The organism is Devosia sp. LC5, assembly GCF_000735585.1.
Classification (GTDB): Bacteria; Pseudomonadota; Alphaproteobacteria; order Rhizobiales; family Devosiaceae; genus Devosia.
The window spans coordinates 86,379-101,644 of the sequence record NZ_JNNO01000009.1 but is presented as its reverse complement, the minus strand read 5'-3'; the positions used below and the strand labels follow the sequence as shown (position 1 = coordinate 101,644).

The 15,266-nt window shown below is 61.6% G+C and carries 11 protein-coding genes; 7 read left to right on the top strand and 4 right to left on the bottom strand.

What is annotated here, in order from left to right; all coding sequences use genetic code 11:
* The coding region (locus tag FF80_RS06385) for an ATP-binding protein (protein ID WP_035098700.1) at window positions 1–883 on the bottom strand (883 nt) is incomplete at its 3' end.
* 157 nt (window positions 884–1,040) lie between these two features.
* Entirely contained in the window at window positions 1,041–2,321 is a 1,281-nt protein-coding gene (locus tag FF80_RS06380) for a Gfo/Idh/MocA family oxidoreductase (protein ID WP_035098698.1), read from the bottom strand.
* A gap of 254 nt (window positions 2,322–2,575) precedes the next feature.
* On the opposite strand from FF80_RS06380, the gene FF80_RS06375 reads away from it, so the two are divergent.
* From FF80_RS06375 to FF80_RS06350, 6 genes are all read left to right on the top strand, one after another.
* A complete protein-coding gene (locus tag FF80_RS06375; protein ID WP_035098696.1) occupies window positions 2,576–3,250 on the top strand; it encodes a GntR family transcriptional regulator in 675 nt (224 codons plus the stop codon).
* A gap of 411 nt (window positions 3,251–3,661) precedes the next feature.
* Window positions 3,662–6,568 (top strand): insulinase family protein, encoded by a 2,907-nt coding sequence (locus FF80_RS06370; protein ID WP_035098694.1) that lies wholly within the window; start codon window positions 3,662–3,664, stop codon window positions 6,566–6,568.
* 131 nt (window positions 6,569–6,699) lie between these two features.
* Window positions 6,700–6,993, top strand: coding sequence for a GIY-YIG nuclease family protein (locus tag FF80_RS06365; protein WP_035098755.1), 294 nt, complete (start codon window positions 6,700–6,702; stop codon window positions 6,991–6,993).
* 129 nt (window positions 6,994–7,122) lie between these two features.
* Entirely contained in the window at window positions 7,123–8,127 is a 1,005-nt protein-coding gene (locus FF80_RS06360; RefSeq protein ID WP_052153260.1) for a ligase-associated DNA damage response exonuclease, read from the top strand.
* Complete coding sequence (locus FF80_RS06355) at window positions 8,124–9,701, top strand: cisplatin damage response ATP-dependent DNA ligase (RefSeq protein ID WP_035098692.1); 1,578 nt, start codon at window positions 8,124–8,126, stop codon at window positions 9,699–9,701. The genes FF80_RS06360 and FF80_RS06355 overlap by 4 nt, the downstream gene beginning before the upstream one ends.
* Window positions 9,702–9,902: 201 nt before the next feature.
* Entirely contained in the window at window positions 9,903–10,199 is a 297-nt protein-coding gene (locus FF80_RS06350) for a UvrB/UvrC motif-containing protein (RefSeq protein WP_052153255.1), read from the top strand.
* Window positions 10,200–10,278: 79 nt separating this feature from the next.
* On the opposite strand, the gene FF80_RS06345 is transcribed toward FF80_RS06350, so the two are convergent.
* Window positions 10,279–10,671: a MerR family DNA-binding protein gene (locus FF80_RS06345; protein ID WP_035098690.1), complete on the bottom strand. Its 393-nt coding sequence runs from the start codon at window positions 10,669–10,671 to the stop codon at window positions 10,279–10,281.
* Entirely contained in the window at window positions 10,668–12,380 is a 1,713-nt protein-coding gene (locus FF80_RS06340) for a long-chain fatty acid--CoA ligase (protein WP_035098688.1), read from the bottom strand. The genes FF80_RS06345 and FF80_RS06340 overlap by 4 nt, the downstream gene beginning before the upstream one ends.
* A gap of 434 nt (window positions 12,381–12,814) precedes the next feature.
* Here FF80_RS06340 and FF80_RS06335 point away from each other — a divergent pair, with 434 nt between their 5' ends.
* Window positions 12,815–15,262, top strand: coding sequence for an acyl-CoA dehydrogenase (locus tag FF80_RS06335; protein ID WP_035098686.1), 2,448 nt, complete (start codon window positions 12,815–12,817; stop codon window positions 15,260–15,262).
* Window positions 15,263–15,266: the final 4 nt, after the last annotated feature.

Below are 15,266 nucleotides of genomic sequence, written 5' to 3'. Positions count from 1 at the left end.
GGGCTGGGCGGCGGACTACGGGCCGGACGATCTCTTCGGGGCTGGCGGTGAAGATCAGCTCGGCGGCGTCGACAGGAGCCTCGAAGGGGGTCAGCTTGGGGCTGGTGGAGCGGGCCGAGGTTTCGACCGCGCCGATGGTGACCGGCATGGGGCGGCGGGAAATGGCGGGGCCGAGAGCCCCGAAATGGCCGCGGGCCAGGGCGCGAAACTGCTCGGCCTGGCGCTTTTCCATACCCAGCAGATCGGCGGCACGGGCCATGTCGATATCGAGAAAGGTCCGGCCCATCAGGAAGTTACTGGCTTCGGCGGCGACGTTCTTGGCGAGCTTGGCGAGACGCTGGGTGGCGATGACACCGGCAAGCCCGCGCTTGCGGCCGCGGCACATGAGATTGGTCATGGCGCCAAGCGAGAGCTTGCGGGCTTCGTCGGAGACTTCGCCGGCCACGGAGGGGGCGAAGAGCTGGGCCTCGTCGACGACGACGAGGACGGGGTACCAGAAATCGCGATCGGCATCGAACATGCCGCCTAGGAATGCGGCGGCGGCGCGCATTTGCTGCTCGACGTCGAGGCCTTCAAGATTGAGCACGACGGAAACGCGGTGCTGGCGGATGCGGCCGGCAATGCGGGTAAGCTCGGTTTCGGTGCGGGTGGCGTCGACTACGACGTGGCCGAATTTATCGGCGAGGGTGACGAAATCGCCTTCGGGATCGATGATGCATTGCTGTACCCAGGGGGCGCTTTGTTCGAGCAGGCGGCGCAGCAAATGGGATTTGCCGGAGCCGGAATTTCCCTGCACTAACAAACGCGTAGCCAGCAATTCCTCGAGATCGAGCGTGGCGGGCGCAGACCCCGTCGTCGCGCCCATGTCGATTGCTACCTTCATCAAATCTCCAGGCCGGCCAGTCACGTCTCAGTTCAACCGGAGACTCACTTCAGGCAGATGGGTTGACGTATGGTTAGCATGATTTTGCGCATTTGGGGGTAGGGGTAACCGGCAATTCACAGGGCCCGGCGCGAAAGCGTGCCGGGCCCTTTTGGCTTCAGAACCGAACCAGTTTGCGCACGTCCACCGGCAGGCCGGTGGCGAAGGACTGGTTGGCGGCGATGCCGGTCAAGATTGACAGCGCGCCGTCGCGATGGTTGGCGCCGTAGCCGGGCCTGGGTGTGGCGTCGCCGAAGATTTCGTTGAGCATGATGTTGTCGCCGCCGCCATGGCCGCCCTCGGCATGCTTGATCGGGATGACGCGGGCTTGCCCATGCAGGGGGAAGTGGTAGAGATCGACGCCCTTGGCGGCCCCTTCGGCGGTCGAGGTGGAACCGGCATTGATGTAGGAGGTTTCGCGCACCATCAGCTCGAGCCGCCCGCCGGTGCCGTTGATGGCGACGTTGAAGCCTTCCCAGGGGGCATAGGCATAGAGCGAATAGGTCATGACCGCCTTGTTGCGGTAGCGGACCATGACGTTCATCGTATCTTCGATTGAGATGCCGTCGCCAAACACGTTCTGGTCGCGCTGGTAGCCGTCTTCCTTTTCGCCATCCCAATAGAGGCCCTTCTGGACCGGGTTAGCGGTGAGATCGATGGCGAAGGGATCATCCTTGGCCGCTTGCACGCCCGTGGTGCGGGTATAGGGGGTGAATACCCCACGCTCCTCGGCATTGGCGCGGCCGTAGAATTTGAGGTCGCCCATGGCAAAGACCGTGTCGGGCTGGCTGCTGAGCCAGAAATTGACCAGGTCGAAATGGTGGGTCGATTTGTGGACCATCAGGCCCCCGCTATTGCGCTTGTCGCGGTGCCAGCGGCGGAAATAATCGGCGCCGTGGCGAGTGTCGAGCAGCCATTCGAAATGCACCGAAGTGGGGGTGCCGATGGCGCCTTCGGCGATCAGTTCGCGCAATGCCGAATTGTGCGGGGCATAGCGGTAGTTGAAGGTCACCCTTACCGACCGGCCGGTCCGCTCGACGGCGTCCAGGATCGCCTGGCACTTTTCGGGATCGGTGGTCATGGGCTTTTCGGTGATCACGTCGCAGCCGGCTTCGAGCGCGGCAATGATATATTGGTGGTGGGTGCGATCGATGGAGGTGACGATGACCGTGTCAGGCTTGGTCTCGGCGATCATCCTGGCGAAGCCGGCGGCCTTGTAGGTGGGGACAGCCTTGCCAGACAGCTCTTTTTCGATCGCGCGGTTGGTGTAATCCATGCGGACCTGGTTGGTGTCGCAAAGCGCGACGAGACGGGAATGCTCGCGATGAGGACCCAGGATGGCTTCATAAAACATCCGCGCCCGACCCCCGGTTCCCACCAGTGCGTAGGTCTTGGCCATTCGATTTTCTCCAGTCTCGATGCGATTATTGCGCCCATGGACAGGCGGTTGTGGAGCATCTACCATACAAGATTGCGGAGGGCACTAGTTGTTTTGATCATTTTGAACGTGGGCAGCGGCAAACAGAGGTTTCCGCTTTCGCGGGGATGACATCGCTGCGGGAAGGCAAAAGACCAAAAACCTGTGGATCGCGGCCGATTGGCGGAATTGGGCGCGCTTAAACCGGGCATGGTTGGGGAGGAAACAACGAGACGATGGCCCAGGTGCTGGAAACGAACGAGGAAACCATTGCGCTGCGCGTCGTGCGGGCGTTGCGCGACGAGATTGTCACCATGGCGTTGCGGCCGGGCGATGTGATTTCCGAAAGCGATATTGCGGGCCGTTATGGGGTATCGCGCCAGCCGGTACGTGAGGCCTTTATCCGCCTGGCGCAGCAAGGACTGCTGCTGATCCGGCCCAAGCGGGCCACTGTGGTCAAGAAAATCTCGCCCGATGGGGTGCGGCAATCGCGGTTCATCCGCGAATCCATTGAAGTCGAGATCATCCGGCGGGTGGCGGCCAAGCCGGGTAAGGATGCCCTGGCGGTGCTCAACGGGTTGATCGCGGACCAGGAAAAGGCCTCTGCGGCCAATGACAGGGCAGCGTTTCATACGCTGGATGAATTGTTTCATCGTACGCTCGCCCGGCTGGCGGGGGTGGAATATGCATGGCAGCTGATCGACGATCACAAGATCCAGCTGGATCGGGTGCGCTACCTGACGCTGGGCGTCTCCTCGAGCCAGCGCGCCATTGCCGAGCACAAGGAAATCGCGGCGGCGGTTGGCCGGGCCGATGTGGCGGCGGCCGAGCAGGCCATGCGCGAACATCTGGAACGCGCCGAAGTGCTGCTGGCCCAGACCATCGAGGATTTCCCGGATTATTTTGAGTGATTTTTGCCGTTTGGGGCTGGTGGGTTTGATTGGGCGTGGTGCTGGCGGAGGCATCGCACCCCTCTAGCGGCTGAGAGGCATGCCGGGCATCGGAGCCGCCCTGATAGGGGCGTGTTCATCGTTGGACTTACCCACCCACGATGTCATTCCGGCAGGCCGGAATCCATGCTGAAGGCCATCCCAACGCTGGATGTATGCGGATCGCCACGGACATGGATTCCGGCCTGCGCCGGAATGACACCGCATTCTTGAATGCGCCCAAAGCAAACACTCCCACTATAGGAGGGATCTCTCACTCGTTTTGCGGGACCGCGTTACAAATGCGTAATGGTGTGGCCGCAGGGGCTGGCGGATCGGGGTGGGGGTGCCTACGTTGACGGGCAACCGATAAGAACACGCCGAGTATCCTGCATGTCCCATCCCGCATTCGAGCTGATCCGTGACGAACACATCGCGGAGGTCAATTCGCAAGTGCAATTGTTCCGGCACAAAAAGACCGGGGCGGAGGTGCTTAGCCTCGTCAATGACGATGAGAACAAGGTGTTTGGCGTAACCTTCAAGACGCCGCCGCAGGATTCGACGGGCATTGCGCATATTCTTGAGCATTCGGTGCTGTGCGGAAGCCGCAAATATCCGGTCAAGAAGCCGTTTGTGGAGCTGCTCAAAGGCAGTATGCACACGTTCCTCAATGCCATGACATTTCCCGACAAAACCGCCTATCCGGTGGCCAGTCAGAATCTCAAGGACTTTTACAACCTCGTCGATGTGTATCTCGATGCGGTGTTTTTTCCGCTGATCAGCGAAGACACGTTCCGCCAGGAAGGCTGGCATTATGAGCTGGAGGATGTGCGGGCTCCGCTGGTTTACAAGGGCGTGGTGTTCAATGAGATGAAGGGCGTGTTTTCTTCGCCCGACGCGGTGATGCGGGATTTGAGCCAACGTTCGCTTTATCCCGATATTACTTATGGAAAGTCCTCGGGCGGCGATCCCAAGGCTATTCCCGAGCTGACCTATAAGCAGTTCAAAGAGTTTCACGATACATTCTATCACCCGTCCAATACCCGGGCGTTTTTCTCGGGTGATGATGAGGCGGGCAAAAGGCTCGCGATCCTGGACGAATATTTCAGCCAGTTCGAGCGACTGGACGTGGATGCCGAGGTGCAGCTGCAGCCGCGGTTCAATGCGCCGCGGCAGATTGTGGCGACCTATGCCGGGCCTAAAAGCGAGGGCAAGGCGCGCGACGGCATGGTGTCGGTCAATTGGATGATCGATCCGCCAGTGGACCGTATGGAAGCACTGAGCCATTCCATGCTGAGCTATCTGCTGGCGGGCAATCCCGCGGCGCCTTTGCGCAAGGCGCTGACCGAATCGGGGCTGGGCGAGGGCATGACCGGGGGCGGGATCGGCTCGGGCCTGCGCCAGCCGATAGCGAGTTTTGGCATGAAGGGGATCGATGCGGCGGATGCCGAAAAGGTCGAGGCGCTGATCCTGTCGACGCTCAAGGATGCCGCTGACAAGGGCTTTGCCGAAGACCAGCTGGAAGCGGCGATCAATACCTTCGAGTTCTCGCTGCGCGAGAACAATACCGGGTCTTACCCGCGCGGCATGACCTATATGTTCACCGCGATGAATGGCTGGCTGCATGGCGGGGATCCGCTGGAGCCATTGGCGTTCGAGGGGCCATTGGCGAGCCTAAAGGCCAAGGCGGCAGAGGGGCATTTCGCCAGGGAAATTTCCCGGCTGTTCCTTGATAATGCTCATCGTACCACGGTGACGCTGAGTGCAGACCCTGATCAGGGCGCGCGCGAAGCAGCCGAAGAAGTGGCGAAGCTGGCGGCGGTGCGGCAAGGGCTGGATGGGGCGGCGCTGGAAGCGGTGGTGGCCGAGACTGAAAAGCTCAAGGCCTTGCAGGAAAGCGTGGACGATCCGGCGGAACTGGCCAAGATTCCAACGCTGACACTGGCCGACCTGCCGCGTCAAAGCCGCACGGTGCCGATCGAGATCGGCACACTGGCTGATACCAGGCTATTCTATCATGACCTGCCGACCCTGGGGATCGTCTATCTCGATCTGGGCTTTGATCTGCATGTGCTGGACAAGGAGCTTTTGCCCTATCTGCCGCTATTCGGGCGGGCGTTGTTGCAGACCGGGACGAGCAAACAGGATTTCGTATCGCTGACGCAGCGCATCGGGCGCTCGACGGGCGGGATTGCCCAGCATCGGGGCCTGTCGGCGCGGCAGGGGAGCGATGGCAGCGCGGCGTGGTTCTTCCTTTCGGGCAAGGCGGTGCCGGACAAGCATGAGGAAATGCTCGCCATTATGGGCGATGTGCTGCTCGATGCGCGGCTGGATAATCGCGAGCGGTTCCGCCAGATGGCGCTGGAGGAAAAAGCCGGGTTTGAAACGCGGCTGGTGCCGGGGGGCAATGCCATTGTCGACACGCGGCTCAAGTCCGGCCTGTCCGAGGCGGGCTGGATTGCCGAGCAATCGGGTGGCGTGAGCTATCTGGGTTTCCTGCGCGAATTGGTGCAGCGGATCGACAGCGATTGGGCCAGTGTGGAAGCGGCGCTGGTGCGGATACGCGATACGCTGTTCCAGCGCGGGCATATGGTGGTCAATGTCACAGCCGACGGTTCGCTTTGGGATCGAGCCAAGGGGGAGATCGAGAGCTTCCTCGGGCGGCTGCCCAATGGCACGCCGGCCTTTGCCGATTGGTCGGTAGACCTCGCGCCCAAGTCGGAAGGGCTGATCATTCCGGCGCAGGTCAATTACGTCGGCAAGGGGGCCAATCTGCGGGTCCTCGGGTTCGAATTGACGGGCGCTTCCAGCGTGGTGCTGAAGTTTTTGAACACCACCTATTTGTGGGACAAGGTGCGCGTGCAGGGCGGGGCCTATGGTGGCTCCAGCCGGTTTGACCTGACCTCGGGCAATTTCTCGTTCCTGTCTTATCGTGATCCCAATCTGCTCAAGACGCTGGATGCCTATGACGGGGCTGCCAAGGCGCTCAATGCCGGGATTGGCGAGAATGATCTGACACGCTCGATCATCGGGGTGATCGGGGATATCGATGGGTACGAATTCCCCGATGCCAAGGGGTATTCATCGATGTGGCGGGTGCTGACGGGGACGACGGACGCGATCCGGCAGCAGCGGCGCGATGAGGTGCTTGGCACGGCGGCCGGGGACTTCAAGCGGCTGGCCGAGGCGGTGGATGCGGTGGCGCGGCATGGCCATGTCGTGGTGCTGGGCGGGGAGGCGGCGATTACCGCAGCCAATGAGACGCGGCCGGGGCTGATGGCGGTGAGCAGGGTTTTGTGATGAAGGAAGGTGGATTGCCCGGACGGGCCGGGCAATGACGGTGGGGAGGGTATGGGTTTGAATTCCATACTCTCAGCAATCGTCATCACCGGGCTTGTCCCGGTGATCCATCTTCCGGCATGTTCGGTGTCATGAAGGGCTATGTCTATATTCTGGCGTCCAAGAAAAATGGCACGCTCTATACCGGGGTGACGTCATATCCGTCGCGGCGGTTGCTGGAACATCAGCATGAGCTGACGCCGGGATTTACCTCGCGCTACGGCGTCAAGACGCTGGTATGGCTGGAAGAGCATGACCTGGTTGTCGATGCGATCCGGCGCGAAAAGGCGATCAAGAAATATCCCCGGCAGTGGAAGATCAATTTGATCGAGGCGGTCAATCCCGAATGGGAGGATGTGAGCGCATGGTTGCTCGGAGTGCGGTAGCGGGCTCGTAGTTCAGCAAGATGGATTACCCGGACGAGCCGGGTAATGACGGTGGGGAGGGGTGTGAGGTCTACCATGATCCATCGTCTTGGATGAACCACTTTGCCCACCTTGCGTTATCATCGCGCCATGGCCAGTCCGATCCTCGATCGAAATCTGCATATCAAGGCGATCGATGCCTATATCGATCCGAGCGTGCCGCGGGAGCGGGCGATTGTTACCCATGGGCATGCGGATCATGCGCGGGCGGGACATGGGGCGGTGCTGGCGACGCCCGATACGATTGCCATCATGAAGACCCGGTATGGCGATGATTGTGCCGGGCGGTTCGAGCCGCTGGATTTTGGCGTACCGCTCAGGATCGACGATGTGACGATCACGCTGCATCCGGCGGGGCATATTCTGGGGTCGGCGCAGGTGCTGGTGGAGCAGGCCGGGCAGCGCGTGGTGGTGACGGGGGATTACAAGCGGCTCGCGGACCGTACGGCGCAGGCTTATGAGCTGGTGGAATGTGACCTCCTGGTCACCGAGGCGACGTTTGGGCTGCCGGTGTTTCAGCATCCGCAACCGAGTGTTGAAATCGGGCGATTGCTGAAATCGGTGGCGGACAATCCTGAGCGGGCACATCTGATCGGGTGTTATGCGCTGGGCAAGGCGCAGCGGGTAATCGGGCTGTTGCGGGATGCCGGGTATGACGCGCCGATTTATCTGCATGGGGCGATGCTCCGGCTCTGCGCGCTGTATGAGGAACTGGGTGTGAGCCTGGGGGATTTGCGGCCGGCGCTGGATCTGTCCAAGGCAGCTTTTGCCGGGCAGATCGTGATCGCGCCGCCCTCGGCTATTCGCGACCGCTGGAGCCGGCGGTTTCCCGATCCGGTGACGTGCCAGGCCTCGGGCTGGATGAGCGTCAAGCAGCGGGCACGGCAGGCGCTGGTGGAATTGCCGCTGGTAATTTCGGACCATTGCGACTGGGGGGAACTACAGCAGACCATTCGCGAGACCCAGGCGCAAACCGTATGGGTGACGCATGGGCGGGAGGATGCGCTGGTCTATTGGTGCCGGACGCAGGGCTTGCAGGCCGAGCCGCTCAATATCCAGGGCTTTGAGGATGATGGCGGGGAGGGCGAGGCGTGAAGCGGTTTGCCCAATTGCTGGAACTGTTGGCGCTGACGCCGTCGCGGACGCGCAAGCTGGCCGCGCTGACGCAATATTTTCGCGAGGTGCCGGACCCAGACCGGGGCTTTGCGCTCGCAGTGCTGACCGGGGCATTGAGCTTTCGCAATGTGAAGCCGGCTTTGCTCAAGGAAACGGTGCTGGCCGAGGTGGACGCTACGCTGTTCGCCATGAGCTACGATTATGTCGGTGATTTGGGCGAGACGATTGCGCTGATCTGGCCACATCACGGGGCGCAGGAAGATCTGCCGTCGCTGACCGATCTGATCGAGCTGTTCAATACGACCTCCAAGAGCGAATTGCCCAAGCTGATTGCCTCGCTGCTGACGCGGGCGGGGATCAATGAGCGCTGGGCGCTGGTGAAGCTGGCGACGGGGGCGCTGCGCATCGGGATTTCGGCGCGGCTGGCCAAGACGGCGTTAGCTGAGATGAGTGGCGTCGAGGTGCAGGAGATCGAGGAAGTCTGGCACGGGCTCAAGGTACCCTATCTCGATCTTTTTGCCTGGCTCGATGGCAAGGCGGGGCGGCCCGATATCGATCAGTCGGCGCGGTTTCACCCGCTGATGCTGAGCAATCCGATCGACGAGGAGAAAGACCTCGCCAAGCTCGATCCCAGGGATTTCTCGGCAGAATGGAAATGGGACGGCATTCGGGTGCAACTGGTGTTGGGCGGGGGGACGGTGTCGCTGTTTTCGCGCACGGGCGATGATATCGCGACGGCATTTCCCGACATTGTCGAGAATGTGCATGGGCTGGCGGTGCTCGATGGGGAGCTGCTGGTGGGCCGGGATTTCGAGCCGGGTTCGTTCAACGACCTGCAGCAGCGGCTGAACAAGAAGGTGGCGTCGGCCAGGCATCTCAAGGAGAGCCCGGCGTTTATTCGCGTCTATGACATGCTGTTCGATGGGCACGAGGATGTGCGGGTGCTGGGATGGACGGAGCGGCGCAAGCGGCTGGAGGCATGGTTCGCGGCCAATCCGCAGACGCGGCTGGACCTGTCCGAGGTGCTGCCGTTCACCGATTGGGATGACCTGGCGCGGCTGCGGCGGCAGGGGGCGGACGAGCATGGGCACGAGGGGGTGATGATCAAGCTCAAAACCTCGCCCTATGTGCCGGGGCGGCCAAAGGGGTATTGGTTCAAGTGGAAGCGCGACCCCAATGTGGTGGATGCCGTGCTGATGTATGCGCAGCGCGGGCATGGCAAGCGGAGTTCGTTTTATTCGGACTATACGTTTGGCGTGTGGAAGGGGAATGAGATCGTGCCGATCGGAAAGGCCTATTTCGGCTTCACCGATGAGGAGTTGAAGCTGCTGGATAAATGGATCAGAGCCAATACATTGGCTTCGTTCGGGCCGGTGCGGGAGGTGCGCAAGGAACTGGTATTCGAGGTGGCGTTTGACTCCGCCCAAGTTTCGAGCCGGCACAAGTCGGGGGTGGCGCTGCGGTTTCCGCGCATCAGCCGGATCCGGTGGGACAAGCCGGCGGCGGAGGCGGGGACGCTGGAGGATATGGCGGTTTTTATATTGAGCAGTTGAGGATTCAGTCGACACGCTCCCCCTTGTGGGGAGGGATCAAGGGTGGGGGTGAGCCACGAGCACTGCACCTGCGGAAGCATACCCCCACCCTGCTCGATTACGGACTTAGCAAGCGCTAAGTCCTATCTCGCTTCCCTCCCCACAAGGGGGAGGGTGAACCCGGTGGGCGTGACGCATTCGAAAGAGCAGGAGAGCAAAACAATGTCATCGCGATCCAATCATTTGCGGCTGCTGGCGCTGGAGAAACAGATGGCGGCGGCGGCCGAAGCGATGGATTTCGAGCAGGCGACGGCGCTCCGCAATGAGATTGCACGGCTCAAGGGGGAGGTGCCGGTGGTGAGCGAGGATGGGGCGGTGAGCGTCACCGTCAGCCAGCCGCCGCCCGGCGCGATGGGGCTGGGCACGCAAGTGCCGGTGCGGCAGCCACCCAAGGGCTGGGTGAAGCCCAAGAAGCCGGATTTTTTTGCCAAGGGTGGGAAGGGGCGCGGTGGGCGGTAGCTACCCAGCTTGTAGCGGGGCAAGGCCCCCCTCATCCGCCCTTCGGGCACCTTCTCCCACGAGGGGAGAAGGGAAGAGGCTATCCTGCCTGCTTGATGCGCTCGTCGGCTAACTTTTTGATTTCCTTGAGCTCGGCGATCGTCGTTTGCAGGTCCGAGAGCTGGGCCTGGAGCGAAGCGAGGCGTTCGTCGACCTTGCCGATGAGGAGGCTCACCTGCTGGCTGCGGTCGGCGTCGTAGAGGCTGAGATAGTCGGAAATGTCGCGCAGCGAGAAGCCGAGGCGTTTGCCGCGCAGGATCAGGATCAGCCGGGCGCGGTCGCGGCGGCGGAAGATGCGGGTGGCGCCGACGCGTTCGGGGGCCAGCAGGCCCTTGGCTTCGTAGAAGCGAATGGCGCGGGTGGAAATGCCGAATTCCTTTGCCAGATCGGCGATGGCAAAGAGATCGCGGCTCTCGGTTTCAGGGCGGTTCACGGCTTTTGGGCCTTTGTGGCGGCGTATTCCTCGCGCAATTCCTTTTTGCTGAGCTTGCCGATCAGGGTCTTGGGCAGGGCATCCTTGAAGATGATTTCGCGTGGCATCTCGATCTTGTTGAGTTTGTCGGCGAGGAACAGCTTGAGCTCGGTGTCGGTGGCCGCCTTGCCGGATTTCAGCTTGATATAGGCGACCGGCGCCTCGCCACGATATTCGTCGGGCACGCCGATGACATTGGTTTCCTCGACCGCCTCGTGGGTCATCAGCGCTTCCTCTATGATACGAGGATAGACGTTGAAGCCTGAGCAGATGATGAGATCCTTGGTACGATCGACCAAGAAGACATAACCGTCTTCGTCCATATGGCCGACATCGCCGGTGCGCAGCCAGCCATCATGGAAGGCTTCTTCATTGGCCTCGTCATTGTTGAAATAGCCGGTCATGACCTGGGGGCCGCGGACCTGAAGTTCGCCGTTTTCGCCAATGGCGACCACTTCATTGGTGTCGATGCCGACGAAGCGGATATCGGTGCCGGGCAGGGGCAGGCCGATGGACATGGGTTTGGATGGCACGCGCAGGGCGGCGCAGCAGACAACGGGGGAAGCCTCGGTGAGGCCATAACCTTCAGCCAGCAGCGCCTTGGATTTTTTGGCAAAATTAGCGCGGATTTCATTGGGCAGGGCGGCGCCGCCGGAAATGGCGACTTCCAGGCTTGCCAGCTTGGCGGAAATATTGGGGTCTTCGGCACGGGCTATGGCGGAGAGCAGGGTGGGCACGGCAGGCAGCACATTGGCTTTGGTGCGGGCAAACAGGTCGAGCAGCGCCTTGAGCTCAAAGCGGGGCAGCATGACCACTTGCGTGCCATTGCAGAGCGGCACGTTCATGCAAACCGTCATGGCGAAGATGTGGAAGAAGGGCAGCACGGCTACCACCTTGGTGGGTGGATAGAACAGCCCGCAGCCCCATTGATCGATCTGGCTCATATTGGCCGCGATATTGGTGTGGGAGAGCAAGGCTCCCTTGGGCACGCCGGTCGTGCCGCCGGTATATTGCTGGACGGCGATGTCCTTATAGGGATCGATGACCACGGCCGATGGCGTTTCCTTGCGGTCGATCAGTTCGTTGAATGCGGCAATGCGGTCGCGGACGGGGGACTTGCGCAGCTTGGCGAGGTCTTTGCGCCTGGCGATGGAATAGAGAATCTTTTTGGGTAGCGGCAGCGCGTCGGGGAAGTGGCAGACGACCAGCGATTTGACATGGCCGAGTTGGACCAGCTGTTCGGCCTTTTCGAAAATCTGCTGCAGGTCGAGCGTGATCAGCAGATCGGCGCCGGCATTGGCGGCGATGTGGCTGAGCTCCTTGACAGTATAGAGCGGGTTACAATTGACCACGGTGCCGCCGGCGCGCAGCACGCCGTAATAGGCGACGGGGTAAAAGGGGGTATTGGGCAGCATGATGGCCACCCGGCTGCCCTTGCCGACGCCGAACTGGCTCTGCAATGCGCCGGCAAAGGCGGTGATCTTGCGGGCCAGTTCGCCGAAACTGGTGGTGCCGCCCATGAAGTCGAGCGCGGTGGCGAGGGGATTTTTGGCACAGGCGGCCAGCACCTGCTCATGCACCGGGCGGGTATCGATCTTGACGTCCCAGGCGATGCCGTCAGGGTAGCTGGCGATCCAGGGGCGCGTTGCCCGCTCGTTGCGCTGGTCCATCAATGTCCCTCCTCGTGCCGTTAGGCCTGGGCTTTGCCCTTATAGACGCAGTATTCCATGGCTTTACGTTAGCGTCAAATGGGTGACGGGGGATTTTGAGCAGGGGAAGGAGGCTCAAGAACGGCTTTCAGGTCCATCGTTATTGCCCGGCCTGTCCGGGCAATCCATTGGCGCCGCGTACGCTGAGAGATGAATCACCCGGACAAGCCGGGTGATGACGATGAATGGAGGGAGCCATGCAAGCGGCGGGTTCGCTTGGATGGGTGCTCCTCCTACGCTTGCGTGAACGTAATGTGTCGTTAGTTGACGTTTACGTAAAGCACGGTAAACTGCGGCCTCAACACTGGGGATATGACGCGCTATGGTTGAGCGCGGCAGGCCCAGTAAGAACCGGAGGACCGGGGAACGGTCTGACGTTTTGGGAGGAGGCCGCCGTGACACTTGCGCTTTTCGTGATCAGCCTCATCGTTTTTGGCGTGCTGGCCTGGCGGGAAAGCCCGCTCTGGCAGTGGGGCGTGGCGGCGCTGGTGATCGGGCTGCTGAGCCGGCTTGATGTGAGCGGGAGCGGCCTTGCGCTTGATGGCGGCTTTGCTGGCCTGCTGCTGGCGCTGGTGCCGGGGGCGGTGTTGTTGCTGCTCAGCGTTGAGGCCATTCGCAAGCCGGTGCTGACACGGCCGGTCTATGGGCTGGTCAAATCCATTTTGCCGAAGGTCAGCAAGACCGAGCAGGATGCGCTGGATGCCGGTACCATCGGCTGGGATGCCGAATTGTTTTCCGGCAAGCCTGACTGGAACAAGCTGACCGATATCCGGCCGCTGACGCTAACGGCTGAGGAGCAGGCGTTTCTTGACGGGCCGACCAATGAGGTCTGTGCCATGATCGACGATTGGGACACGCGCAATAATCGCGCTGATCTGTCGCCCGAGGTCTGGCAGTTTCTCAAGGACAAGGGGTTCCTGGGCATGCTGATTGCCAAGGAATATGGCGGGCTGGGTTTTGGCGCGCAGGCGCAGTCGATGATCGTTTCCAAAATTTCGAGCCGGTCGGTGGCGGCGGGGATCACCGTCATGGTGCCCAATTCGCTCGGGCCGGGCGAATTGCTGGAAAAATACGGCACACAGAGCCAGAAAGACCAATATCTCGGACGGCTGGCCAAGGGAATTGAAGTGCCGTGCTTTGCGCTGACCGGCGTGCATTCGGGGTCGGATGCCGGCGGCATGCGCGATATCGGCATTGTCACCAAGGGGACCTATCAGGGCCAGGAGGTGCTGGGCATCAGGCTGAGCTGGGACAAGCGCTATATTACGCTGGCCCCGATTGCCACGCTGGTGGGCCTGGCTTTCATCCTCAAGGACCCGGATAATCTACTGGGCAAGGGTGAAGAGATCGGGATTACGCTGGCGCTGGTGCCGCGCGATCATCCTGGCGTCGAAATCGGGCGGCGGCATTTTCCGGCGCGGCAGGCTTTCATGAATGGGCCGACGCGCGGCACGGATGTGTTCATTCCCATGGACTTTTTGATCGGTGGGGTGGACCGGGCCGGGCAGGGCTGGCGCATGCTGATGGAGTGCCTGTCGACGGGCCGCGCGATTTCGCTGCCGGCCATCGGCACGACCTCGATCAAGCAGGCTTTGCGCGTGAGTTCGGCCTATGCGCGGATCCGGCGGCAATTCGGCATTCCCGTGGGGATCATGGAGGGCGTGGCCGAACCGCTCGGGGAGATGGTCAAGCGCGCCTATACCTTTGAAGCGAGCCGGCGGCTGACGGCCTCGATGGTGGATGAGGGGCAGCGGCCGGCGGTGATTTCGGCGCTGCTCAAATATCGCACCACCGAAGCGATGCGCGACAGCGTGGATGATGCCTTCGATATTCACGGCGGGCGGGCGATCCAGGATGGGCCGGGCAATTATCTGTTCGGCGGCTATATGGCGACGCCGGTGGCCATCACGGTGGAAGGCGCCAATATTCTGACGCGCACCCTGATGACCTTTGCGCAGGGCGTGCTGCGGGCGCATCCTTTCCTCTACAAGGAAATCGCGGCGGCGCAGAATCCCGACAAGGCGGCAGGGCTGGAGCAGTTTGACCTGGCCTTTGGCGGACATACCAAATTCATGTTGCGCAATATTGCCGCCAGTTTCGTGCATGGGGTGAGCAATGGCGCTTTTGCCTCTGCGCCGGCGCAGTCGGAAATGGCGCATTGGTATAAAAAGCTGCATCGCTATAGCCAGGATTTTGCTCTCGTGGCCGATTGGACCACGGTGGTGCTGGGTGGGGCGCTCAAGCGCAAGCAGAAGATTTCCGGGCGGATGGCCGATATTCTGGGCGAGCTTTACCTGATGTCGGCTGTGCTCAAGCGGTTTGAGGAAGAGGGGCGCCTGGTCGAGGACCGGGAGCTGGTCGATGCCATCATGGCGGACCGGATCGCGGCGATGGAGCGGACCTTTGGCGAGGTGTTTGCCAATTTCCCCAATGGGCTGCTGGCCAATGCGATGCGGTTCCTGTGCTTCCCGCTGGGGCGGCATGCGAGGCCCGCCAGTGACCGGGTGAATTATCGCTTCGTGCGGGCGGTGCTGCGGCCGGGGGCGTTTCGCGACCGGCTGACCACGGGCGTGTTCGTATCGATGGACCCCAATGACGTGACGGGCGTTCTCGAAGACGGGCTGCTCAAGGTGACCGAGGCCGAGGAGATCGAGGCACGGTTCGTCAAGGCGGCGCGCAAGGGTGTGATCGAGCGGCGGCTGGATCGCGATGCGATTGCCGATGCGGTGGCGGCCGGGGTGCTCAATGAGAACGAGGCCGGGATCATGCGGGCGGCGGACGAGGCGACCGATCGTGTGGTGAAGGTAGATGATTTCGCACCGGATGAACTGGCGGCGGAATAGGGCC